Here is a 23,231-nt window from a genome sequence, read left to right as displayed (position 1 = left end):
TATTTTTCATTATCTTAAGTTCATCTACTTATTCATCCTTGAATCATATAGGTTATAGCTGAGCCATATCCCCTTTGGTCTCCAGCCAGGCTTTACGATCGCCTGAGCGTTTCTTCGCTAACAACATATCCATCAGAGCCATCGTATCATCGGCTTCATCAATAGTTAACTGCACTAAACGGCGCGTATTGGGATCCATTGTAGTTTCGCGCAGTTGCAGCGGATTCATCTCGCCCAAACCTTTAAAGCGAGTCACCTGTACTTTGCCTTTCTTTTTCTCAGCGGCGATGCGATCTAAAATGCCCTGCTTTTCCGCCTCATCAAGGGCATAAAACACCTCTTTACCCACATCGATACGAAACAGCGGCGGCATCGCCACATAGATATGGCCTTTCTCTACCAATACTTTGTAATGCTTCATAAACAGTGCACATAGTAAGGTCGCAATATGCAGTCCGTCGGAGTCAGCATCGGCCAGAATACAAATTTTGCCGTAACGCAGCTCAGCAATATCATTACTGTCAGGATCGCAGCCTATCGCCACTGAAATATCGTGCACCTCTTGCGAGGCCAATACCTGCGATGCGTCCACTTCCCAGGTATTTAAAATCTTACCGCGCAAGGGCATGATGGCTTGAAACTCACGGTCTCTTGCCTGTTTAGCACTGCCGCCTGCCGAGTCACCCTCGACTAAAAATAGCTCGCCACGCATAGGATCTTGGCCGCTACAATCGGTTAGCTTCCCGGGTAGGGCTGGGCCCGAGGTCACTTTTTTACGCGCCACTTTCTTGGCTGCTTTTAAGCGTTTCTGCGCATTATTAATGCACATATCGGCCAAGGCTTCGGCCTGCTCTGTATTGGTATTAAGCCATAAACTAAAGGCATCACGCACAATACCAGAGACAAATGCAGCGCTCTGGCGGCTGGAGAGTTTCTCTTTAGTCTGTCCTGCAAATTGCGGATCCTGCATCTTAATCGACAAGATATAACTACTGCGGTCCCAAATATCTTCGGGCGAGAGCTTGATACCGCGCGGGATCAGATTTCGGAACTCACAAAACTCGCGCATAGAGTCAAGCAAGCCTTGCCTAAATCCATTGACATGGGTGCCACCTAGCGGGGTCGGAATAAGGTTAACATAGCTTTCGTTAAGGTAATCACCGCCTTCTGGCAACCAAGTTATCGCCCAATCAACCGCTTCGGTATTGCCTGTCATAGTGCCGATAAACGGCTCTTTGGGTAAGGTCTCTGCTCCGTTAATCGAGGCTTGCAGATAATCGGTTAGGCCGCTTTCATAAAACCACTCTTCGCTTTCACCAGTTTGTTTATTGGTGAATTTAATTCGCAGTCCAGGGCACAATACCGCTTTGGCGCGCAGCAAATAAACCAGTTTAGGAATAGAGAAATTAACTGAATCAAAATAGCTGGCGGTAGGCCAAAAATGCACCCGGGTGCCCGTATTGCGTCTACCGCAGGTGCCTGTGACCTTAAGATCTTCAACCTTATCACCATTCTGGAACGCCATTTCATAGACTTCACCGCCACGTCTCACGCTGATTTCCACGCGATCAGACAAGGCGTTAACCACCGAGATACCCACCCCGTGCAAGCCGCCTGAAAACTGGTAGTTATCGTTAGAAAACTTACCGCCGGCATGCAGTTTAGTTAAGATCAATTCGACCCCAGAAATCCCCTCTTCTGGATGAATATCAACGGGCATACCACGACCATCGTCAATCACTTCCAGCGAGTTATCTTTATGAAGGATCACGTCAATTTTAGTTGCGTGTCCTGCCAGCGCCTCATCCACACTGTTATCGATCACCTCTTGTCCTAAATGGTTCGGACGGGTGGTGTCGGTATACATGCCGGGTCTACGCTTAACAGGGTCGAGTCCATTAAGTACTTCAATTGCATCTGAGGTGTATTGATTTGTCATGGCACACACATATGGTTATTCAGGCCTTATTGCGGCCCTACATGTCTATTTATTAAGAAACAGGAACTGGCAGATCCTATCCAACTGTTGTTCATAGCCGATAAAACTATGGTCACCACCCGCCTCTATTAGCAGCTGACAACAATGGTATTTATTCACTGCTTGTTGGTAATCGAGCACTTCGTCACCAGATTGTAATAATACAAAAAAACGCTCAGGGTAGAGAATAACCTGGGTATCATACAGTGCAACCTCTTGTTTATGCTCGGGTAATATTTGATACGTTTCATCAGTATAGGGATTGTACTGTTGGCCGATAAAATCATCAAATAAGGCATAAGGCGTGACAGCAGGATTAATAAGTACCGCCCTGCCACCGTAAGTTTCGGCGAGGTAACTAGCAAAGTAGCCCCCCAATGAGGAACCAATAAAATGCAGCGACTCCCCTTTAGCCAATGCTTGTTCGACAATCTCTATCAGTAATGTCATCGCGGCTGCGGGAGTGGCGGGTAACTGCGGTTGAAAAAAAGAGAGTTGTGGAAAATGCTTGGCAATATATCGAGCGGTCGCCAGTCCTTTATCTGACTGAGGGGAGCTATTAAAGCCATGGAGATAGAGCAGCATATTTCCTCGATAACGATTGCTATTATTTAACTCGTGATACCGACACTGACAACACCGAATAAATCAAAAGGTAGCGACAGATAGAGTAAGTGCCACGATGCTAACATTGGCAGCGCAATTCACCAAATAAAGCTTTAGCTCCAATCAAGCATCACCATGACGCTGAGCTAGCATGAGGATTCGTTAGTAGCCACTTGACTCATGATCGGGAGAAAACTTATTGCCTGGAACCCGGTAAACATTGGTCAATATAGCACCATCACTTTTAAGCTCCAGTAATCGATAGCCTGGTTGCTGCGCATCTAAAGCGAAATAAGGCGACTTAGGTTTAAACTGGATGCAGGTGGAAGGTGTTGCCATTAAACGCATGCTGCCATGCTCTGTTGGGTGGGTTTGATCTAAGCTTTGATGCACATGCCCCCACAATAATCCCTTAACCTGAGGTAGCTTAGCAACCTTGGCAATAAAGTCAGAACCATTGTCCATACAGTGTTGATCCAGCCACTGACACCCCACCAAAATTGGATTGTGGTGCATCACCAATAATGTATGTTTATCTGGTTGTGCGGCAATCGCGGACTCTATCAAAGCTAGTTGAGTGTCCGCCATATGGCCTCCGGGCTTTCCCCTAACAGTGGAGTCCAACATGATAATTTGCCAGTTACCTGCCAAGATGCGTTGTTCGCCATACACTCGAGGCCCTTGCATATGCAGGTGCATCACTCGGGGATCGTCATGATTACCGGGTAAGTAATGGCAAGGTAAATTCAGCGGTTCAATCGCACGCACAAAATTATGATAAGACTCGTGCGAGTAATCCTGACTTATATCCCCTGTCGCCAACATAAGGTGCGCGGGATAATCAACCGCCTTAATGGTGCTAAGCACCGCTTCTAAGCTATTTGCGGTATTAACGCCTAAAAGTTGAGCTTCGCGATCGGCAAACAGGTGCGGATCGGTCACTTGGACCAGTCTAACGCTTTCACCTTCACCGATAGAATAAGAGATTGCCTCTTTTAGCACATTAAAACCCTAAAATGTCGACTGACAAATAATCCTGACATGGTTGTCAATCTGTAGTAACTCTTCAAGAAAAGCATTTACCTGGTACTTTTCATCTCTATGATACATACGTATATTTGGGTAATCATATACTGGTCTTAAGCGATAAATCTGTCGACTAGTTAACACTTCTGCTAATTTAGCATCGTGATAAACACGAACGACAACCTTCGGGGTATCAATTAATTGCACGGAGTCGATGGCTCTAGAGATTTCAATCAATTGGGTATATTGGGTATTTTCGAGCAATTTTACGTCTAAACTGCCAAAATCACCATTGACTTGCCAACAGGCCCCTTGCTCGCAAGAGGCGGGTAGCCAACGCAATATATTAAAGTAATTTCGACTACATAAAGCCAAAAAGCGACTGACGTCCACTTGATAGCTATTGTGCCGCTTGTTTAACGAAACTGTCACAGCCCTTCTCTTAATTTTTGGTAGTTCAATTGCAGCCATTGCAGACCAATCATGGTAGAGGCGTTATTTATCACACCATCACATAATAGTTGGTAAGCCGCTTCACGTGACATCACATGTACCTTGATATCTTCATGCTCATCACTAAGCCCATGAATACCATTTGCTACACTCGCATCTACTTGGGCCCAATAAAAGTCAAAACGTTCACTACTGCCACCAGGGCTAGCAAAGTAGTCACCTACTCGCACCATTTTGCTTGCCACCAATCCCGCTTCCTCTTGCAGCTCACGGTGGGCCACTTGCTCTGCCGATTCACCAGGTTCAATCATACCAGCCACTAACTCAAACAACCATGGTGTCGAGGTATCCGCCACAACAGGTATCCGAATTTGCTCAATCAACACCACTTTATCGCTAACTGGATCATAGGGCAGCACCACCACAGCGTGGCCACGCTCAAATACCTCACGGGTCACTACCTCACTCCATCCGCCGGCAAATAACCTGTGTTTAAAACGATATTCATCAACACGAAAAAACCCCTGATAGAGGGGTTCTTTGCTGAGCATCTCGATATCATCACGGCTAAACTTCTGTTTCATCAGCTTTCCTTTGAGTTATCTTCATCGTCGCTAGGGTATATGCAGGGTCGCTAAATATAGCATGTAAGCTCCTAAAAATTGCAGACATAAAATCAAAAACTGTTACACTTCATAGTTGACTTAAAATTGGTTAATTTCTTAATATCTTAACCTTATAAGTTTAGATGTATCGGGAAGCGTCGGGAAGCGCAAACCGCTTTACTCAATGATTTGCTGTAAAGCATCACTTAACTTTATTAAGTAAATTGCTCCACCCTAAGGAGTATTTATGTCTAAAAAAGGACAGGTAATGAAATTTAAGATTCGCACCTTGTGTGCAGCCTTGACTCTAACGGCGACAACTTCAGCCGTGCACGCCGACGATCTATTGCAAATTTATCAACAAGCCCTCACCAGCGACCCTATTGCTCTGCAAGCGCAATCTCAGCGCGACAGACTCTACGAGCAGATTGAAGAAAATCGCGCTCCACTGCTGCCAACCATTAGCGCTAGCATTGGTTATGGCAAGAGTTGGTCAGATGTATCTGACAGTATCTATAACAGCGGCTTAAATGCTGGCGTGTCATTGAAGCAAGTAGTATACGACCACAGTGCGTGGGTGGGTCTGGATTTGGCTGAACTTGCCGCCACGCAGGCCGATGCTGCTTATGCATCCGTGCTGCAAAACCTAATTATTCGCGTCACGAGTGCTTATTTTGAGGTATTGTCGGCAAAAGATAACTACGAGTTTAAAGGCGCAGAAAAACGCGCGATTGAACGTCAACTAGAACAAACTAAACAACGTTTTGCGGTAGGCTTGACTGCCATTACCGATGTACATGAAGCTCAAGCACAGTACGATTTAGCCCGCGCCTCTGAAATCTTAGCGGAAAACCAGCTAATCAACAGCTACGAAGCCTTACGCGAGATCACCGGCATCGACCATAAATCAATCGATATCTTAGATACTAATCGCTTCACCGCCGTTTCACCGATGCCAGCTAAACCGGGTGAGTGGTTAAAAATGGCCGAAAGTAACAGTGTTGATCTTATGGCGACCCGCATCGGTAAAGATATTGCACAGCAGACCATCACGCTTTACAAATCAGGTCATATGCCGTCGCTGAATTTAAATGCAGGTTACACCACTAATCTTGAGCAAAAGAACCAAATAGGTAATCAGCCGGATGTGGATAATGCCAATGTCGGCCTTAACCTTAAGCGTACCGATTTTCGAAGGTTTCAAAGTCAGTTCACGAGTTAATCAAGCACAGTATCAGTATGTTGAAGCCAGTGAAAAGATGGAACAAACGTACCGTAAAGTCGTTAAAGATGTGCGCAACAACTTCAACAACGTCGGCGCCTCTATCAGCTCAATTCGTGCTTATGAGCAATCAGTTATCTCTTCAGAGAGTGCACTAAAAGCCACCCAAGCCGGTTTTGAAGTGGGGACTCGTACGATTGTTGACGTACTAAACCGTACCCGTGATTTGTACGATTCAAAACGTCAATTATCGAATGCCCGTTACGGTTACATCAACTCCATTTTAGCGCTAAAACAAGCGGCTGGTACCCTGAATGAAGATGATGTGATTGCGATTAACAGTGGGTTAATTACACCTGTTGTCAGCCAGTAAAACGGATTGTTAATTATAAAAAAACCGCCTTACGGCGGTTTTTTTATATCGATTCATTCAACACATACAGATAATCACGCTAGGTTGAATGTACCTTAAATAAGGGCTTTAAAACACCAGTTCTACACCAGCAAAAGCGCCCTTGAACTGTGAATTCGCAGTGATACCGTCAAAGGCATTAACATCGAAGGTAAAATCACGGTAGCCGACACGGATTTTAGTGTCTAGCGCGACCCCATCAAACTGCCAACCTAAACCAACAGAATAATCATATACGCTAGTTTCATCGATGCCGAGCATCACATCAGCAAAACCGTATAAACCTAAGCCGGGTAAACCGACTTCGGCATTAGCGTACGCCATCACCACACCACTGCTGAGATCTTTTTGCTCAGGATGGCCAGCATCAGCAACTCGATATGAACCGTGCATACGTTTGTAAGCCGCACCTAAATCGAGCGCGACCAAGTCGTTATCGAGCAGTTCGTAATACAGCACAAAATCGGTATTGCTTAAGTTAGTCGCGGTCGTAATATCACCAGGATTAAAGGTATGCTCTCCAAAAGTCCAAGGAGCAACCAATGTGCCTTGACCATCGGCGTCTAAACGATTTTCACGAATTTTAACATTAGGTACTAATGGGATCGGGTGCTCAACGGCAACCCAAAGGCTACCTTGTGATGATGAGCCGTAATCAAAATCTTGTTGAGTTTGACCACCTTGTGCAAAAGTACCATTGGTATCTGCTTGCCAAATATCGCCACCCACTTTAAAACCAACCAGTGTCGCGGCCTGTGCAGAAGTCGCTGCCAATGAACTCAGCAGAGCACATGCAAGTAGTGTTTTTTTCATCATTTAACCTTGAGTCAATAAGTTAGTGAGATCAATTACCGCAGCGTTTGCGCGGGAAATATAATTGGCCATCACTAAAGAGTGATTAGCCACTATGCCAAACCCAGAACCATTCAGGATCATCGGGCTCCACACAGGTTGCTGAGTTTCTTCCAGCTCACGAATGATCTGCTGTAAGCTGACTTCAGCGTTTTTCTTCTTTAATACATCGGCAAAATCGACCTCGATAGCCTTCATAAAATTCAGCAAGGCCCATGTGGCACCGCGAGTTTCATAAAAGACATCATCAATTTGCCACCAACCTGTTTTTATCTGCTTATGTGCTAGATTAGGGGTCGACTGACTGGCTTCGGTATCACCGGCCAAATCGGTATTGAGACGATCCTGTCCTACGCTAGCAGATAGCCGCTGTGACATACTACCTAGGCGCTTTTGCACCTCTTTTAGCCATTCATTTAAGTTATCGGCACGGGCATAAAACTGAGCGTCTGGATTATTAGTGTCCGCGATACGGGCACGATACAGTTTGAGTAATTTTATCGCATCACGGTATTCACCTTCGGCACTGGGAACCAACCAACTGGTGTGTTCAATATTCAGCTTAGAATGGGCGGCTAACAGGTCTTTATCGGCAGTCGATTGCGATTGCGAACGACTAAACTCTTTGCGCATGATCAAGGCGAGATCGCGCGCCTGCTCGATAGCACCAAATTCAAACGCTGGCATGTTATCCATAAATAACGAGGGCGGCATAATGTCATTAGATAACCAACCACCGCTCTTATCGAGCAGGGTCTCGACCGTTAAAATCAGTGACGTGGTCGTCGCATAGCCTACCACTTTGTGGCCAGTGGCACTGTTAAGCTGGTGTGGCTCTATCCTATCGGGCTCGACGCTCCACCAGACACTGACGAAATAGCCAATTAGAAACACTATCGCGGCTACAAGGCCGCCTTTTTTCCATGTTATCTGCATACGATGACTCCATTAATGGTGGTGATGATGATCCATTTCACCATCTTGCTTAGCCGCATCTTGTTTGGTGACCTTCAGGGTAATGACCTGCTCGGTACCATTATCAAATTTAAGCGTTAAATCAACTTTCTGGTCAATTTGCAATGGCTGTTTTAAGCCTAACAGCATCACATGGTCACCCGATGGCGCCAAGGCCAAATTGCCATGGGTGGCAATGGTAAAATGGGCTTGTTGGCGCATTTTGATCACGCCTCCCTCTTCGACCAGAGTGTGTAATTGTGCCTGCTCGGCAACATCGGTTTCTACAGCCACTAAGTTGATCTCAGGGCCATGATTCATCAGGGTAAAATAGGCTGCCGTATTAGGGACTGTGGTAGGCATGGCTCGCACATAACCATCGACTAGCATCACATTTGCCAAAGCGGAGAATGAAGTGCATGATAGCAACACAAAGTTAAACGCGTGTTTGAAAATCTGTTTCAATGTCTTAAACTCCTTCTTAATCCCATTTGCCACAATAAGGATCTTGACCAATGAGTACCATTCAAATTCTGGATGAGCAGGGCGTTCGCATTATCACCTTAAATCGCCCAGAAAAACGCAATGCGCTTAATCTCGATATGTACAATCAGCTCACAGAATACCTTATCCAAGGGGAATCAGACAACGGAATTAATGCCTTTCTGATTAAAGGGCAAACAGATTGTTTCACCTCAGGTAATGATATCGCTGACTTTTTAAAAAATAGTAACTTAGGTCCAGAGCATCCTGCGTTTAAGTTTCTTTTTACCCTGCTTGATCTCAATAAGCCCATTGTTGCTGCCGTGACGGGAGCTGCCGTCGGGATCGGTACCACACTGCTACTGCATTGCGACTTAGTTTACGCCGACAACAGTGCTAAATTTCAACTCCCCTTTGTCAATTTAGCCTTGGTTCCCGAAGCCGGTGCCAGCCTGTTATTGCCACGTTTAGTGGGACCGCAAAAAGCCGCCGAATTGCTGCTATTAGGTGAAAGCTTTAATGCCGAGTCGGCATTGTCGATGAATATCGTCAATCAGGTGTTACCCAGTGAGCAGCTATTTGACCATGCGCTCAACCAAGCGATTAAGTTAGCGCAGAAACCGCCTCAAGCCTTGCAGGCGAGTCGCCGCTTAATGCGATACGATATCGAGGTGGTGCGCTCGCAAATGCAACAAGAGTTAGCAGCGTTCGCGCAGCGACTGCAAAGTGATGAAGCTAAGGCGCAATTTACCGCTTTCTTGAATAAGTAACACCATAAACGAGTGATAATACAGCGTCGGTTTAGCCAACCTAAGCCGGCGACATCATTATTTACAACCTAAATCCAACCTATATGATGCTGTCATCTCCTCTTGGTACAAAAGTCACCTCACACTTAGCTATTATCGTGAAGCGAGAATCAGTTCTAACTCATTGAATCTATTTATCGTAACCATTACAGCTAAAGTACTAAGGTAAAAATCAGCAAGCTAATTACAACAACCACGCCTAACTCTACGGCAATAGCGGCTGGGCTCTGTGTACTGGTTAATCTAAGTTTCATCATAGTATCCTCTCAATAAATATCACTATCATCTGGTTTAACACTTGCTATGACCTATCAATCAAAGCCTATGTAGCTAACTAATAAGGTGCTCTTCGCTTCGGTAATACCAGTGCTAGCACAAAATAAATCAGTAACCACATAGCCGGATTTATTACCACCGCGAGTGCCCACACCACGCGAGTCCACAGACACGACCAAGCAAACTTATCAGCCATCGTCGCCGCAACCCCACAAATCAAACTATCAGATCGCTTTAGAGCATCAGTTAAATCATCAATCTTCATTGGTGACTCCTATTAAATTATTGCTTTAGCAATACAAGTTTACAGTTAACTGCCAGTCAGACTTCTTACTGTGCACACCAGTGCCGCGCAAATCACAAAACCTAAGACAGGTAACAATAAAATCAATGCCAGCTCCACAAAATACATCTGCCTAGTCCTTTTGGCTCACACTGGCAATCACAGGATGTTGCTCTGGCATTACCGTATCGAGCACCGGGTTAGATGACTCAAAGCCACTATCAAACAGCGACTCCGACAACTGCGCCTGCAGTGACAATGTTAATTCTTGTTGAGCAATAGCGATCGCCTCTTGCATTTGCGCCGCTAACTGACGCTCCAAAGTGGCGCTGATGTCATTGGGTATAAAATCCTCTGCCGTTGCAGAAAAACTAACCCCGATAAATGTGGCAGCGATTAATGACATCTTAGTTAACTTGTTCATGGTCTTACCCTTTGTTGTTGAATGGTGATAAATAAGACAATACAAGCGGTGTGCCAACTCGACAAAAACAAACTAAGCAACTGAATTAAAATAGAAAACACAAGATGGGCATTATCCCAAATAACGAACAAGCATTAACCAAGTCAGTAGGTGTTAGCGAGTTTCGCTAGGCAGTGGTCATTTTCACTACCCTCTATGTTGAACGCCCATATCAAAGCTGAGCGCAACAAAAAAGCCTTCACCGAAGGTGAAGGCTTACGCTGACATAACAAGGTAACAGTGAATTAAACCGTGATGTTATCCAATAAAGATGGATAGTACTTATTTACACACTATCCATGCAGGCTCTGGCCTGATGGATCACTTCGATACCCGCGCCAGGTTTGTGGGCATTTTCACTCACATAACGACGCCAAGCTCGCGAGCCCACTTCACCTTGATACAGCCCAGTAATATGGCGAGTGATATGGTTTAAGCGCCCGCCTGCTTGTAAGTGTTTTTCGATATAGGGGAGCATTTTTTCTAGCACGGCATCTCGGCTCAACACAGGCTTTTCGCTACCACATAAGCATTGATCAACTTCGGCCAGAATATAAGGGTTTTGATAGGCTTCACGCCCCACCATTACACCGTCTAGATGTTTAAGATGCTCAGCACATTCATCTAAGGTTTTAACGCCACCATTAATGGAGATATTCAGCGCGGCATAATCGCGCTTTAAACGATAAACGCGCTGATAATCCAGCTCTGGGATCTCACGATTTTCTTTGGGGCTCAAGCCTTGCAGCCAAGCTTTTCGGGCATGGATAATAAAGGTGTCACAGCCTGCGGCGCTAACTGTGTCGATAAATTCAGTCAAAAACTCATAACTGTCTAACTCATCGATACCAATACGGGTTTTGACCGTAACGGGGATATCCACCACACTGCGCATTGCATCGACACATTCGGCCACCAACTTAGGTTCGGCCATAAGGCAGGCACCAAAGCGTCCATTTTGCACTCTATCTGACGGGCAACCGACATTAAGATTAATCTCATCATAACCACGTTGCTCAGCCAATTTGGCACAGGTGGCTAAGTCAACCGCATTCGACCCACCAAGTTGCAGTGCAAGCGGGTGCTCCTCTTCGTTATACGCTAAATAATCCCCCTTACCATGGATAATCGCTCCCGTTGTCACCATCTCGGTATACAGCAAAGCTTGAGCAGACATGATGCGAGCAAAGTAGCGATAATGCCTATCCGTCCAATCCAGCATGGGCGCAATACTGAAAGTACGATTGATGACTGATGGCATGATATTTAACGACATAAAAAACGGTATCCCCTAGTTTAGCAAGCCACAGTAAAGGGCGTGACCGCGCATTTTACCTCGACCACTAGAGAATGCACAGGTCTGCGTTCAATTGAGACGTAAAAAGAACGGGCAAACTTACCTGTAATATCCTCTATACATGTCATGCCCCTTCCCCTTGCTACTTGCCCCACTATCAGCGCCTTACTTGACATGTTTACCCAGCAAATAAAATACACAGTAATGACAAGTTTCAAATGCCGCCTATAAAAACGTCAAACGATCACGTAAGCCTAATAAAGCCCTTGCTCGAGATCGGTACGCCTATGCTAAGGTGGTCAAACCACAATGTGTTATAACGCTAAATACACCTAAGCTTATAGCCTTGAATTAATCCCTACTTGAGATAAGGCCTCATCCGTCATGAATGTTAACTTTATTAACCCCTTTTTAGCCTCGCTACTCAATGTGCTGGAGACCATGGCGAACATGCAACTGACGCCGGGTAAGCCAAATTTAAAGCAAGATAATATCGCTAAGGGAGATGTATCAGGACTTATTGGCCTAGTTGGGCCGCAGACAAAGGGATCGCTATCGATCACCTTTGAAGCGCCATTGATACTTGAGATCATGCATAAGATGCTGGGAGAAAAGCCGCAACAGATCAACGAGGAGATCACCGATCTGGTCGGCGAATTAACCAACATGGTGACAGGCGGAGCAAAAAAACTATTAGGGGAAAAGGGCTACGACTTTGAGATGGCGACCCCAGTAGTGGTATCGGGTAAGGCACACACCATAGCCCATAAATCAGATGGGCAAAAAATCGTTATGCCTTTTAGTAGCGAATTCGGTAACGCTTATATCGAAATCTGTTTCGAACGCTAACACAGACCTTAACGACTTGGGTCGTTAAGGTAGTTAATCGTTATAAAAATCAGCGCTAATGGGGTATTTGTCGTTAGTCCATGCAAACGGCTACGCGCGGGGTCAATTTGGTCACTAACTCGTAGGCGATAGTGCCAATATGCTCGGCAACATCCTCAACGGGTAACGCCTTGCCCCACAACATGACAGCATCCCCAACCTTATCAGTGGCGTCTATGCCTAAGTCCACCGTAAGCATATCCATTGATACTCTGCCAACAATAGGTACTAAGCGGCCATTGACCCACACTGGGGTACCCTCTGGGGCATTACGCGGATAACCGTCACCGTAACCAATCGCCACCACCCCTAATTGGGTATCTTGCTTAGCATGCCAATAACTGCCATAGCCCACAGGATCGCCGGCCTTGTGGTCGCGAACAGCAATGAGCTGCGACACCAACTCCATGGCTGGCACTAAACCATGATTACTGCCAAAGTCATTGGCAACGGGTGAGACACCATAAAGGGCAATACCTGGGCGGATCCAATCGGCCTGTGTTTGCTGCCAGTACAATGCTGCAGCCGAGTTAGCTAAGGTGCGAAATCCCGGCAGACCTTGGGTCATCTCATTAAAACGTTCGGCTTGTTTCGCCGTCGCTGGATTATCAGGCTCATCGGCGCAGGCAAAGTGGGTCATCAAATGGATAGGTTTGGCCACTTGCGGGCACGCCATTAAACGGGCATAAATGGCGTTGAACTGGGCCAGATTAAAGCCAAGCCTATGCATACCCGAATCAATTTTTAGCCATACGGTCACAGGCTTAGTCAGAGTTTGCTGCTCGAGCATCTCGATTTGAAACTCGTGGTGCACCACGGTATCTATGTCATGGGTGACGAGCAGTTCCAGATCGCTTTGACGAAAAAAACCTTCTAACAGCAGCAGTTTAGCAGTAACGCCACCAGTCCTGAGTTCGAGCGCCTCTTCTAATCTTGCCAAGCCAAAACCGTCGGCGGTCGATAGACAGTTAGCAACATTCAGTAAACCATGACCATAGCCATTAGCCTTAACCACGGCCATGACCTTACTGTGGGGGGCGAGCTCGCGTAATCGGCGTAAATTCGATTTCAGCGCCGCGGCACTGATCTCTGCACGGGGAAAGGGTTTCAAACAATAACCTTATTTTAGAAGCAAGTAACCTATAACAACATAGCGCAAATTAACGGCTCGCGGGGCAAGATAAATCATCTTTCATCCTGCCCCACTGGCGATTAATCTTCTTCGAATTGAGGACCCGCGTAGTTATCAAAGCGTGAATATTGGCCTTGGAACACCAAACGCACCCGGCCGATAGGGCCGTTACGTTGCTTACCAATAATGATCTCTGCGGTGCCTTTATCTTGTGAGTCGTCGTTATACACCTCATCACGATAAATAAACATGATCAAATCCGCATCTTGCTCAATAGAACCCGATTCACGCAAATCCGAGTTTACAGGGCGTTTATCGGCGCGTTGCTCCAACGAGCGGTTAAGCTGTGACAGTGCGATCACTGGGATCTCTAACTCTTTTGCCAAGGCTTTAAGCGAGCGCGAGATCTCGGCGATCTCCAGCGTTCGGTTGTCTGACAAAGCAGGTACCTGCATCAATTGCAGGTAATCGATCATGATCATCGACAAACCGCCATGCTCTCTGGCAATCCGCCGTGCGCGGCTACGCACCTCGGTTGGCGTTAAACCCGAGCCATCATCGATATACATCTTGCCCTGCTCGAGCATAATGCCCATGGTCGACGATACCCGAGCCCAATCGTCATCGTCGAGCTGACCGGTACGGATCTTGGTTTGGTCGACGCGTCCAAGCGACGCCAGCATACGCATCATGATCTGTTCTGAAGGCATCTCGAGACTAAAAATCAATACCGGTTTGCCTTCATTCAATGCCGCTTGCTCACACAGGTTCATCGCAAACGTGGTCTTACCCATAGAGGGACGCGCCGCCACGATGATCAAGTCACCCGATTGGAAACCGGCGGTCATCTTATCTAAGTCGCCAAAGCCACTCGATACCCCGGTAACACCGTTATGCGGGTTGTTATATAGGGCTTCAATTTTATCGACCGTTTTTTCCAAAATGGTCTTAATGCCTTCTGGTCCCTCATTGGCATTGGTGCGCTGCTCGGCGATTTTAAAGACTTTACTCTCGGCTAAATCCAGTAGCTCGCCCGAGTTTCGTCCTTCAGGATTAAAGCCGGCATCGGCAATCTCGTTGGCGACTTTAATCATTTCGCGTACCACCGCACGCTCACGCACGATAGAGGCGTAGGATAAAATATTACCTGCACTTGGGGTATTTTTAGCAATTTCACCTAAGTAGGCAAAACCACCGGCATCTTCAAGACTATCTTCAAGTTCGAGCTGCTCTGATACGGTGATCAAATCTATCGGTTGGCCGGCAGCCACCAAAGACTCCATCGCCATAAAGATCATCCGGTGAGAACGGGAATAGAAATCTTCTTTTACCACGGCCTCAGCCACTTTATCCCACGCGTCAGAGTCCAACATCAAACCACCCAGCACAGATTGCTCGGCCTCAATCGAATGTGGCGGCATCTTTAATGCATCGAGTTGTAAATCTCTGGGCTTTTTCTTAGCCTGAAAACTACCTTGCTGTGCCATTTACTCTCCAAATTTCCAACAATTAGGCAAAATATGATATAAAACTGGGGTCAAGCAGAGCCATAACTGGCAGCCTACGCCAGTTAATCCAACAAACACACCTATAATAATTAAGGAATAAACATGCGCAAAGCATTGGTTGCAGCCTTAATGCTGTCATCAGGCATCGCCATAGCCGATGAAGGGCAGTGGCAACCTTATCAGATGCCGTCAATCGCCGATAAACTTAGCGAACGCGGTATTCACATTGCAGCAGAGCAACTCGCCGATCTGACCCAATACCCAATGAATGCCGTTGTTGGCCTCGGGTATTGTACCGCCAGTTTCGTATCCCCCCAAGGGTTAGTTGTGACTAATCACCACTGTGCTTATCAGGCTATCCAATACAACAGTAAAAAAGCACATAACTACATCGAAACCGGCTTCTTAGCCAAAAAAATGAGCGATGAACCCTCGGCGGGCCCTAATGAGCGCCTGTATATTACCGAGGCGGTCACCGATGTGAGTGACCAAGTCAAACACCAATTAAGCGACGATCCACTGCAACGGTTTGAGCAAATCCAAACCCATCGCAAAGCCTTAATCAAACAGTGTGAGAGCGATGAAAACTACCGCTGCTCGGTACGCAGTTTTCATAACGGCTTAGAATACTACCTTATCAAGCAGTTAATCATTCGTGATGTGCGTCTGGTCTATGCCCCACCAGAGAGCGTGGGCGCCTTTGGTGGTGATATCGATAACTACGAATATCCGCGCCATTCGGGCGACTTTACCTTCTTGCGCGCTTATGTAGGCAAAGATGGTAAGCCTGCGGCATATTCAGCTGACAACGTGCCCTTTACCCCTAAAAGCTACCTCAAGATTAACCGCGATGGCGTCAAAGCCGGTGACGGCGTATTTGCCGCAGGCTATCCGGGTTCGACCAGCCGTTACCGCCTCACCAGTGAACTTAAGTTTGCCAGCGACTGGCTCTACCCTACCCTCGCTACGCGCTATCAACTGCGTATCGATACCCTCGAAGCCATGGGAGAACATGATACGGATGTAGCCATCAAATATGCAGGCACGCTACTGTCGATGGCTAATCGCATGAAAAAGTACAATGGTCTACTCGATGGTTTTAAGGCTACCGATATTGCGAGCATCAAACAGTCACGCGAAGATAGCTTTAGCCACTGGCTTGCAAACGATAGTGAGTATCAGCACTACCAAGCCAAATTTGACCAACTCGAAGCCTTATTGATTGAGCAACGTGCAGCGCAGCAACGGCGCTACTTCTTCGACAACGCTCAGTCTAGCGCCTTGTTGTCTGCGGCCAATCAGCTTTACCGCTTAGCCAAAGAGCAAACCAAGCCCGATGCTGAGCGTGAAGAGGGTTATCAAACCCGTGACATGAAGATGTTTAAAGCGCGTCTTAAACGTATCGATTCACGTTTTGCCATTTCCGTTGATAAGACGTTATGGCTGCAGGATCTTAACGCGTATCTGGCGCAAGAACATCGAGTGGCTGAGCTCGACGAGATGCTCAACACCGAAGGGAGTAACATCACGCTGTCAGATAAATTAGACGGCCTCTACTCATTAACTTCACTTACAGATCAAGCTAAACGTTTAGCCTGGATGGATGCCGATGTTAATGCCTTTGAAAGCAGTAGCGATCCCTTTATTCGCTTAGCGGTTGCCCTATACGACACCAATATGGCACAAGAGCAAGCGCAAAAGACCTTAGCCGGTAAACTGTCTAAAGCCCGCCCAGATTATATGCAAGCGGTTATCGCCTACTACAAGGCAAACGATTGGCCAGTGTATCCCGATGCTAACGGTACTTTGCGCATCACTTACGGTATGGTCGATGGTTATCAATCAAAAGATGCCCTCTATAAACAGCCCTTTACCCGCTTAGAAGGACTTGCGGCTAAACATACTGGCGTCACGCCATTTAATGCGCCGCAAAAGGTATTAGATGCCATTACCGCTAAGCGTTACGGCAGTCACCAAGTGGAGTCGGTTTATCAAGATCCCGCCTCATGGTTGTGCCGTCTGTTTTCTTGTATAGATAAACCTGAACGCTTCGACTCGGTGCCGGTTAACTTTCTATCCAGTGTCGATACCACGGGAGGTAACTCAGGCTCACCGGTGTTTAACGGCAAAGGTGAACTGGTGGGGCTGAATTTTGACTCGACCTATGAGGCGATCACTAAAGATTGGTTCTTTAACCCAACCATTACACGTGCTGTGCACGTCGACTTTAGGTATATCCTGTGGATGATGGATGAGGTGGATCATGCCGATAATCTGCTTGATGAGCTAACACTCGTCAGTAATTAACCGCCTAGGCTATATCAAAACCACCTGCGGGTGGTTTTTTATTGCCGGTTTAAAATTACCAACTTGCTAGTCGCTTATTTTAGGCATAAAAAAACACCGCTCTAATCACGTTAGTGCGGTGCTCTCTTTAAAGCGATTAAGCTAAGTTATTAAGCTTCTGCAACAACAGAAACTTTAACTACAGCTTTAACTTCAGTGTGAACTTGAACATCAATTTCGTATTCACCAGTAGTGCGGATAGCACCTAGTGGAAGACGAACTTCGCTCTTAGCAAGTTCAACACCAGCAGCAGTAACTGCATCAGCGATATCACGGTTACCAATTGAACCGAATAGCTTGCCTTCGTCACCCGCTTTAGAAGCGATAACAACTGGCTCAAGTGCGTTAATCTTTTCAGCGCGCTCGTTTGCAGCAGCTAGATCAGCAGCTAACTTAGCTTCTAGTTCAGCACGACGTGCTTCAAAAACTTCAGTGTTAGCAGTGTTAGCAACAACAGCTTTACCTTGTGGTAAAAGGTAGTTACGTGCGTAACCCGCTTTTACAGAAACTTGGTCACCCAAGTTGCCTAGGTTAGCGATTTTATCAAGTAAAATAACGTTCATTTTATATTCCTCTAAATTGATGCAGTATTACTGATGTAAATCAGTGTACGGCAGTAGAGAAAGATAACGAGCACGCTTAATGGCGCGAGCTAGTTGACGTTGATATTTAGCGTTTGTACCAGTGATACGGCTAGGAACAATTTTACCACTTTCAGTGATGTAGTTCTTTAGAGTAGCGATATCTTTGTAATCGATCTCTGTAACGCCTTCTGCAGTGAAACGGCAGAACTTGCGACGACGGAAATAACGTGCCATGTGACAGTCTCCTAAGTTTTCAATTCGACATTTTCAGCGTGTAATACCAAACGGTTTTGGCCATTTCGCCCTTGTTGCAGAGCAATAAAACCTTGAACCTCGATATCCACCCCGGATTTCAGTTTGTCTGTAACGCTTTCAAAGCGTTCGCCGCTCAATATGACTTGTATCTGACAGTATACGTTTCTGAGCATTTCAGCTTCATAACACTGTGATTTGTGTTCCAACATAATCACGCAATGCGCGATACCAGCAGGGCTTTTAAAGCTTCTAGAACGGGTTATGGTTCCAGACAACACCAAGTTATTGGTGGACACAGAAAAACTTACTCTGCTGTGTTTTCAGCGGCTTCTTCAGATTCATCAGCTGCATCAGCAACTGGACGATCTTCGCTAGAACGACGTGAATCACGCTCGTCTTTTGCTTTAGCCATTGGAGAAGCTTCAGTGATGGCACCTTTAGTGCGCATAACCATGCTACGAAGAACAGCGTCGTTGAAACGGAAAGCTGTTTCTAGCTCTTCAACCGATTCTGCAGTTGCTTCTACGTTCATAAGAACATAGTGAGCTTTATGCAATTCGATGATTGGGTAAGCCAGTTGACGACGGCCCCAATCTTCTAAACGATGGATTTGACCGCCAGCTTGGGTAAGAATACCCGTGTAACGTTCGATCATACCTGGCACTTGTTCACTCTGATCAGGGTGAACTAAAAATACGATTTCATAATGACGCATTTTTTGCTCCTTACGGTTATCTAGCCTCGTTGTTGGCTCAGTCAGACCAAATAGAGGCAAGGAACTAATTAAAGTGACTGAATTAAGCCGCGGAATATTACCTGCACAAGCAACAAAATTCAAGCGATATCTTAAGCCGTTGCACTTTACCGACAGGGCATGAAAACGCTATCATATTGGGCTGTCGTATTGACGAGCACCGAAATCTGGGCTCGCTTAAGCAAATTAAGAATAATAATAATGGTAAGAGCTACTCTTTTATTCGTCACACTCTGTTTTTCTTACAGCGCCTGGGCACTTGTTCCGCCCGACTACCAAGAGCCCCCCAGTGATTTTTCTGCCGAAATCGAAGCGGGTTTACAGATCAACACCGGTAACACCGACTCCAGTAGCTTTAACGGCCGAACAAAATTGGTTTACGATACGGCGGTGTACCGTCAAGAAGGGGTGATAAAAGCCTATTACGCCGCCGATGCGGAAAAAACCACCTCGGAAAAGTACGATCTACAGCTACAGTCCAGTTATAAATTTTACAGCGGCTATGTGTTTGCTCGCGGCGACTTTATTGAAGACCGCTTCGGTAGTTATACCCGCAGCTCTACCGTTTCAACTGGCTATGGTTTCGATGTGATCAGCGACAATAACACCCGCCTCAGTTTAGAGGTAGGTCCTGGTTATCGTTATAATTTACCAGCGGTAACCGATGACATTCCCGCCCCCGCCGCCGATCGCGATATCATTTTACGTACCGCAGCCAAATTGGAGCAACGTATCCATGAATACACTAGCTTTAACGCCGATCTGACCGCAGAAGCTGGCGAAGAAAACAACACCTTAACCCTAGATTTAAGTTACAAGAATACCCTGTTCCAAGATTGGGCCTTTAAAATCGGCATGAACGTTAAGTACACCGAAGTGGTGCCCGAAGGCTCGAAACAAACCGATACCGTAACCACTTTCAACCTACTCTATACCTTTCAATAATCGTCATATTAAACAACCGCCTCAACTGCAGCATACATTACGGCCTTACCCTATAAGCCCGATGCAATAAAAAGGCGCAATCATGATGACGATTGCGCCTATCACAGGCGACTCTCTTGGCGAAGCTCACCCATCTTTGATCCCTTGTTATAATTAACAGCCGTTAATCCATCAAGTTAATAACCATGACGACTCACTGCAGACCAATGCTTATCAACCTCTTGTTTAATAAAAGCTCGCTTCTGTGCATTTAACTTGTCTAAATCAATACCAACCGCCTGCTGAGCCGCCTGTTTCGTCGATATATCGGGGTAGCTGACTTGGATGACAGCTAACTCTTTCAGCACACCAGCCAAATGGCCGCGCGCCTCATTAGCCTGATTAATCGCCTTGTCGAGTAACGCATTGCCCTCTTGAGGATTATGAGCGTACAAACCATGTGACGACATGGCAAAATCCCAGCGCCACTGTGCATGCCGAATAGCCATGATGGCATCATTCATCATCGGCCAATTCGCGCCCGCATCCCAGGCGGCGCCCGCTTCATAATGTGCCTTTACCAACAAATCTTCTACCTCACGAGCCTTAGCGTCAATTTGCATCTTGGCCCGTTGCAACCGGCCAACCAAATCGGTCTTATTAGCATGACAGTCTTGGCACACTTGCTCATAATTCGATAACGCGTCACTCACTTGATGATTAGTGAACTCTTTCCCCGTAGCATCTTTTGCCGGTGGCATATGACAACTAATACAGGTGACGCCTGCTTCAGCATGTTGGCTGCGACTCCAGTGTTCAAATTCAGGGTGGCGCGCTTTTAAAATAGGGGTTTTCGAGATGGGATGGATCCACTCGTAAAAACGACGCGCATCATAATATTTCTCGATAAGGTCGGCGGTGCTGCCAAATATCCACGGAATGTTAACCTTATTACTGCGCTCAGGCTGAAAATAATAGGTCACATGACATTGGCCACACACCTGGGCTCCCTGCATATTACTGTCTTGTTTATCAAACGGCAGGTGCACCTTAGCCATGGCATCTTGAGCGTGCGGGCGCGGTAAGTTTAATTCGGCAGAGCCACTGACATGGCAATCAGTACAATACACCACGCTGTTCATTTCGCTGCCGAGATCGGTAAAGTTTTGCGCCGAAAATCCTTCTACACCCAGCTTATCGATTAATCTCGGCACATCCGGTGATTTGCAGGTCCAGCAACTCGCCGATAGGCCTTGCTCCCCAGCAGCTGGCGCCACGCCCGTACGTAAAGTATGACTGACATCGGCCACCGCAAAATGATGACCGCGAGGGCTGTGATATTCTTTGGCGTATGCAGAGCCAGCCCATAAAACAATAGCAGCTGGGTAGCTGGCCAGCATATCGGTCCGCTCCTCCTGCTCTGATGTCGCCGCCCAGCTCGTATATTGATTAGGAAACTTAGCCTGCATCGTTTCAGGACTGGCTGACTCTGCCAGGGCGTAGCCATAATTTATCCACATAGCGCTACCCAATAGCGTTAATAGCAAGCCTTTGTTTCGCCCTAGGGCAGAGCCGAATAACCCTTTATTAAACAACATTATAAATCATCCCTCTTTAACAACGTTTAACACAATATTCATACCGATATCGAGCAGCACCTGCTAGCCAGGGCGTCCGTCTATTCTGGGCTGAGTGAGGATCGGCAGATAAAACCACACAAACAACCCAAAGGAGACGGTCCAACACCCCGCCGCTAACCATAGCCAGGTCTGAGCATATTGCGGCCACAGCAGTGGTAAAACCGCACGCAGTAAGGCCGCGAGGATCAATCCGATAAAGGCGATAGCCATATTGGGCCCCTGATAAATATTGCGACTGGTGTGACCCAGCGATACCCTCGAGATCATCGACAAACAGATCCCGGCGAGCGTGCCGATGGCAAATAGGTGCAGTAGTTGACGGTAAGCATTCTCATCATCAATATTCCACGCCAGTGCAGCCAAGGTAATGGGCAAAAATAAGTAAGCACTGTGCAGCGACCACAACAAAGGTTCACCCAAGGTTTTATGAGGATACCAACGAGACCAGCGCACGAAATGCAGCAGGGCGGCAACGACCAGCAAGCCTTGCTCGATATTAGCTGGTATGACCTTCACCATTGCCTGCAGCACAAGCGTCAGCATTAACAGGATGAGGCAACGGTCTAAGATGACGATGGGATTGGGCTTAGACTGCTTAATGCGCATAGCCGTAAAGAAGGGGATAACGCGCCCACCCACTATGGTGATCAACAGTCCCAGCCACCATAACATCGCCTGCCAAATCTGCTGACTAAGGGTGAAATTACGCTCACTGAGCGCGTAGTAACTGAGTAAATTAATCACTAAGGCAAGCAGTAACATGATGGGAAAACCAATGTTATTCCACTGCTTAACTTTATAAATACAGCGCCATAAGGTTATAGCCGTGATGGCTAAAAACAGTGAATCGAATAACGACGGTAACCATAGCGGCAGCGCCATAGGCAATAACAACAATAACCTAGCCATCAACCAACAACCGAACGTCAATGCCAATCGATACCCTTTTAAGCTAGGTTGATTGGTCCACGTTTGCACCGATGTCAGTAAGAAACCGCAGACAATCGCCAAGGCAAAACCAAATAGCATCTCATGGGGATGCCACCATAATGGCACCACCTTAAGCCAGAATTGATTGGAAAACAGGCTAAATTGCGGCAAAAACCAAGTCACCAACCACAAAGGGATATACAAAGTGGCCAGTATGGCTCCCCCGAGGAAAAATGGCCGAAAGCCTAAACGCCATATGGCTGGTGTTTGTTCTGTTGCGCGTGGATCATCGATATTCAACATGACTATTCCAATATAACATTCAACATAATTAGCTGATTAAAAATCACTTAACCTCATTGAATGGCCATTCTTGACGTATTCAGTCAGGCATGTCCATTAATACTGTGGCTCAGCGCCCAAATAAACACACATTATAAATGCAACTTATAATTTAAGTGTATCCACAGCTGCCATCAGCGACAACCGATAAACTTTCCTATATTGAGAAGTGTGATCTGCCTAGACAAATTACGCTATCATATGTCGCA

23 protein-coding genes and 1 pseudogene are annotated in these 23,231 nt (G+C 46.5%); 5 read left to right on the top strand and 19 right to left on the bottom strand.

Annotated features, from left to right (window positions below; translation table 11 throughout):
* Positions 1-52: 52 nt before the first annotated feature.
* The 5 genes from parE to nudF all read right to left on the bottom strand — a co-directional run bounded on the left by parE (position 53) and on the right by nudF (position 4,647).
* Positions 53-1,939 carry a DNA topoisomerase IV subunit B gene (parE, locus tag AC5YBZ_RS02970; RefSeq protein WP_494520062.1) on the bottom strand — a complete coding sequence of 629 codons (1,887 nt, stop codon included), beginning with the start codon at positions 1,937-1,939 and terminating at the stop codon, positions 53-55.
* A 45-nt stretch (positions 1,940-1,984) separates the two neighbouring features.
* Positions 1,985-2,563, bottom strand: coding sequence for a YqiA/YcfP family alpha/beta fold hydrolase (locus tag AC5YBZ_RS02965; protein WP_494520063.1), 579 nt, complete (start codon positions 2,561-2,563; stop codon positions 1,985-1,987).
* A 183-nt stretch (positions 2,564-2,746) separates the two neighbouring features.
* Entirely contained in the window at positions 2,747-3,586 is an 840-nt protein-coding gene (gene cpdA / locus AC5YBZ_RS02960; protein ID WP_494524338.1) for a 3',5'-cyclic-AMP phosphodiesterase, read from the bottom strand.
* A 9-nt stretch (positions 3,587-3,595) separates the two neighbouring features.
* A complete protein-coding gene (locus AC5YBZ_RS02955) occupies positions 3,596-4,081 on the bottom strand; it encodes a DUF1249 domain-containing protein (RefSeq protein WP_494520065.1) in 486 nt (161 codons plus the stop codon).
* A complete protein-coding gene (gene nudF / locus AC5YBZ_RS02950; RefSeq protein WP_494520066.1) occupies positions 4,039-4,647 on the bottom strand; it encodes an ADP-ribose diphosphatase in 609 nt (202 codons plus the stop codon). Before nudF ends, AC5YBZ_RS02955 begins: the two co-directional genes overlap by 43 nt.
* 289 nt (positions 4,648-4,936) lie before the next feature.
* Here nudF and tolC point away from each other — a divergent pair.
* Positions 4,937-6,263: pseudogene (tolC, locus tag AC5YBZ_RS02945) on the top strand (outer membrane channel protein TolC).
* A 108-nt stretch (positions 6,264-6,371) separates the two neighbouring features.
* On the opposite strand, the gene AC5YBZ_RS02940 reads toward tolC, so the two are convergent.
* Genes AC5YBZ_RS02940 through AC5YBZ_RS02930 form a run of 3 tightly spaced genes read right to left on the bottom strand, consistent with a single transcriptional unit; the run spans position 6,372 to position 8,573 of the window.
* Positions 6,372-7,115, bottom strand: coding sequence for a TIGR04219 family outer membrane beta-barrel protein (locus AC5YBZ_RS02940; RefSeq protein WP_494524336.1), 744 nt, complete (start codon positions 7,113-7,115; stop codon positions 6,372-6,374).
* Between the two features lie 3 nt (positions 7,116-7,118).
* Positions 7,119-8,090 carry a DUF2333 family protein gene (locus AC5YBZ_RS02935; protein WP_494520069.1) on the bottom strand — a complete coding sequence of 324 codons (972 nt, stop codon included), beginning with the start codon at positions 8,088-8,090 and terminating at the stop codon, positions 7,119-7,121.
* A 12-nt stretch (positions 8,091-8,102) separates the two neighbouring features.
* Entirely contained in the window at positions 8,103-8,573 is a 471-nt protein-coding gene (locus AC5YBZ_RS02930; protein ID WP_494520070.1) for a copper chaperone PCu(A)C, read from the bottom strand.
* Between the two features lie 50 nt (positions 8,574-8,623).
* Here AC5YBZ_RS02930 and AC5YBZ_RS02925 point away from each other — a divergent pair, with 50 nt between their 5' ends.
* Positions 8,624-9,361, top strand: a complete 738-nt coding sequence (locus AC5YBZ_RS02925) for an enoyl-CoA hydratase (protein ID WP_494524334.1) — start codon at positions 8,624-8,626, stop codon at positions 9,359-9,361.
* Positions 9,362-9,734: 373 nt separating this feature from the next.
* Here AC5YBZ_RS02925 and AC5YBZ_RS02920 read toward each other — a convergent pair whose 3' ends face one another.
* The 3 genes from AC5YBZ_RS02920 to dusA all read right to left on the bottom strand — a co-directional run bounded on the left by AC5YBZ_RS02920 (position 9,735) and on the right by dusA (position 11,698).
* Complete coding sequence (locus AC5YBZ_RS02920) at positions 9,735-9,941, bottom strand: PspC domain-containing protein (RefSeq protein WP_494520072.1); 207 nt, start codon at positions 9,939-9,941, stop codon at positions 9,735-9,737.
* A gap of 151 nt (positions 9,942-10,092) precedes the next feature.
* Entirely contained in the window at positions 10,093-10,383 is a 291-nt protein-coding gene (locus tag AC5YBZ_RS02915) for a hypothetical protein (protein WP_494520073.1), read from the bottom strand.
* Between the two features lie 325 nt (positions 10,384-10,708).
* Positions 10,709-11,698 carry a tRNA dihydrouridine(20/20a) synthase DusA gene (gene dusA / locus AC5YBZ_RS02910; RefSeq protein ID WP_494543400.1) on the bottom strand — a complete coding sequence of 330 codons (990 nt, stop codon included), beginning with the start codon at positions 11,696-11,698 and terminating at the stop codon, positions 10,709-10,711.
* A gap of 405 nt (positions 11,699-12,103) precedes the next feature.
* On the opposite strand from dusA, the gene AC5YBZ_RS02905 reads away from it, so the two are divergent.
* Positions 12,104-12,568: a chemotaxis protein CheX gene (locus tag AC5YBZ_RS02905; protein ID WP_494520075.1), complete on the top strand. Its 465-nt coding sequence runs from the start codon at positions 12,104-12,106 to the stop codon at positions 12,566-12,568.
* Between the two features lie 73 nt (positions 12,569-12,641).
* Here the strand turns inward: AC5YBZ_RS02905 and alr are convergent, their stop codons facing one another.
* Positions 12,642-13,718, bottom strand: coding sequence for an alanine racemase (gene alr / locus AC5YBZ_RS02900; RefSeq protein WP_494520076.1), 1,077 nt, complete (start codon positions 13,716-13,718; stop codon positions 12,642-12,644).
* Positions 13,719-13,819: 101 nt separating this feature from the next.
* Positions 13,820-15,226, bottom strand: a complete 1,407-nt coding sequence (gene dnaB / locus AC5YBZ_RS02895) for a replicative DNA helicase (RefSeq protein WP_110457153.1) — start codon at positions 15,224-15,226, stop codon at positions 13,820-13,822.
* A gap of 123 nt (positions 15,227-15,349) precedes the next feature.
* Here dnaB and AC5YBZ_RS02890 point away from each other — a divergent pair, with 123 nt between their 5' ends.
* Complete coding sequence (locus AC5YBZ_RS02890; protein ID WP_494520077.1) at positions 15,350-17,554, top strand: S46 family peptidase; 2,205 nt, start codon at positions 15,350-15,352, stop codon at positions 17,552-17,554.
* A gap of 149 nt (positions 17,555-17,703) precedes the next feature.
* Here the strand turns inward: AC5YBZ_RS02890 and rplI are convergent, their stop codons facing one another.
* From rplI to rpsF, 4 genes are read right to left on the bottom strand one after another with little or no spacing between them, the layout of a single operon-like run.
* Positions 17,704-18,156, bottom strand: coding sequence for a 50S ribosomal protein L9 (gene rplI / locus AC5YBZ_RS02885; protein ID WP_475515829.1), 453 nt, complete (start codon positions 18,154-18,156; stop codon positions 17,704-17,706).
* A gap of 27 nt (positions 18,157-18,183) precedes the next feature.
* Positions 18,184-18,411, bottom strand: a complete 228-nt coding sequence (gene rpsR, locus AC5YBZ_RS02880; RefSeq protein ID WP_011867078.1) for a 30S ribosomal protein S18 — start codon at positions 18,409-18,411, stop codon at positions 18,184-18,186.
* An 11-nt stretch (positions 18,412-18,422) separates the two neighbouring features.
* Positions 18,423-18,728, bottom strand: a complete 306-nt coding sequence (gene priB, locus AC5YBZ_RS02875) for a primosomal replication protein N (RefSeq protein ID WP_110457148.1) — start codon at positions 18,726-18,728, stop codon at positions 18,423-18,425.
* A gap of 8 nt (positions 18,729-18,736) precedes the next feature.
* The gene (gene rpsF / locus AC5YBZ_RS02870; RefSeq protein WP_110457147.1) at positions 18,737-19,147 is read right to left on the bottom strand and encodes a 30S ribosomal protein S6; all 411 of its coding nucleotides are present in this window, start codon (positions 19,145-19,147) and stop codon (positions 18,737-18,739) included.
* 240 nt (positions 19,148-19,387) lie between these two features.
* Between rpsF and AC5YBZ_RS02865 the strand changes: the two genes are divergently transcribed.
* Complete coding sequence (locus AC5YBZ_RS02865; protein WP_494520078.1) at positions 19,388-20,131, top strand: DUF481 domain-containing protein; 744 nt, start codon at positions 19,388-19,390, stop codon at positions 20,129-20,131.
* Between the two features lie 176 nt (positions 20,132-20,307).
* Here the strand turns inward: AC5YBZ_RS02865 and AC5YBZ_RS02860 are convergent, their stop codons facing one another.
* On the bottom strand, positions 20,308-21,630 hold the full coding sequence (locus tag AC5YBZ_RS02860; protein WP_494524788.1) for an ammonia-forming cytochrome c nitrite reductase subunit c552: 1,323 nt from the start codon (positions 21,628-21,630) through the stop codon (positions 20,308-20,310).
* 141 nt (positions 21,631-21,771) lie between these two features.
* On the bottom strand, positions 21,772-22,983 hold the full coding sequence (locus tag AC5YBZ_RS02855) for an NnrS family protein (protein ID WP_475515827.1): 1,212 nt from the start codon (positions 22,981-22,983) through the stop codon (positions 21,772-21,774).
* Positions 22,984-23,231 lie beyond the last annotated feature (248 nt).

It is taken from the genome of Shewanella sp. 553 (assembly GCF_059338375.1).
The sequence above is the reverse complement of the archived record's forward strand: the minus strand, read 5'-3'. Positions and strand labels throughout refer to the sequence as shown.

What these genes read in the sequence shown, in the direction of transcription:
- AC5YBZ_RS02860 (WP_494524788.1), bottom strand. Translation starts at nt 21,630, where the DNA reads ATGTGGATAAATTATGGCTACGCCCTGGCAGAGTCAGCCAGTCCTGAA.
- AC5YBZ_RS02940 (WP_494524336.1), bottom strand. Translation starts at nt 7,115, where the DNA reads ATGAAAAAAACACTACTTGCATGTGCTCTGCTGAGTTCATTGGCAGCG.
- nudF (WP_494520066.1), bottom strand. Translation starts at nt 4,647, where the DNA reads ATGAAACAGAAGTTTAGCCGTGATGATATCGAGATGCTCAGCAAAGAA.
- dusA (WP_494543400.1), bottom strand. Translation starts at nt 11,698, where the DNA reads ATGTCGTTAAATATCATGCCATCAGTCATCAATCGTACTTTCAGTATT.
- rpsF (WP_110457147.1), bottom strand. Translation starts at nt 19,147, where the DNA reads ATGCGTCATTATGAAATCGTATTTTTAGTTCACCCTGATCAGAGTGAA.
- dnaB (WP_110457153.1), bottom strand. Translation starts at nt 15,226, where the DNA reads ATGGCACAGCAAGGTAGTTTTCAGGCTAAGAAAAAGCCCAGAGATTTA.
- AC5YBZ_RS02920 (WP_494520072.1), bottom strand. Translation starts at nt 9,941, where the DNA reads ATGAAGATTGATGATTTAACTGATGCTCTAAAGCGATCTGATAGTTTG.
- parE (WP_494520062.1), bottom strand. Translation starts at nt 1,939, where the DNA reads ATGACAAATCAATACACCTCAGATGCAATTGAAGTACTTAATGGACTC.
- AC5YBZ_RS02935 (WP_494520069.1), bottom strand. Translation starts at nt 8,090, where the DNA reads ATGCAGATAACATGGAAAAAAGGCGGCCTTGTAGCCGCGATAGTGTTT.
- rplI (WP_475515829.1), bottom strand. Translation starts at nt 18,156, where the DNA reads ATGAACGTTATTTTACTTGATAAAATCGCTAACCTAGGCAACTTGGGT.
- AC5YBZ_RS02955 (WP_494520065.1), bottom strand. Translation starts at nt 4,081, where the DNA reads ATGGCTGCAATTGAACTACCAAAAATTAAGAGAAGGGCTGTGACAGTT.
- AC5YBZ_RS02855 (WP_475515827.1), bottom strand. Translation starts at nt 22,983, where the DNA reads ATGTTGAATATCGATGATCCACGCGCAACAGAACAAACACCAGCCATA.
- AC5YBZ_RS02915 (WP_494520073.1), bottom strand. Translation starts at nt 10,383, where the DNA reads ATGAACAAGTTAACTAAGATGTCATTAATCGCTGCCACATTTATCGGG.
- AC5YBZ_RS02905 (WP_494520075.1), top strand. Translation starts at nt 12,104, where the DNA reads ATGAATGTTAACTTTATTAACCCCTTTTTAGCCTCGCTACTCAATGTG.
- AC5YBZ_RS02865 (WP_494520078.1), top strand. Translation starts at nt 19,388, where the DNA reads ATGGTAAGAGCTACTCTTTTATTCGTCACACTCTGTTTTTCTTACAGC.
- rpsR (WP_011867078.1), bottom strand. Translation starts at nt 18,411, where the DNA reads ATGGCACGTTATTTCCGTCGTCGCAAGTTCTGCCGTTTCACTGCAGAA.
- AC5YBZ_RS02965 (WP_494520063.1), bottom strand. Translation starts at nt 2,563, where the DNA reads ATGCTGCTCTATCTCCATGGCTTTAATAGCTCCCCTCAGTCAGATAAA.
- AC5YBZ_RS02890 (WP_494520077.1), top strand. Translation starts at nt 15,350, where the DNA reads ATGCGCAAAGCATTGGTTGCAGCCTTAATGCTGTCATCAGGCATCGCC.
- AC5YBZ_RS02925 (WP_494524334.1), top strand. Translation starts at nt 8,624, where the DNA reads ATGAGTACCATTCAAATTCTGGATGAGCAGGGCGTTCGCATTATCACC.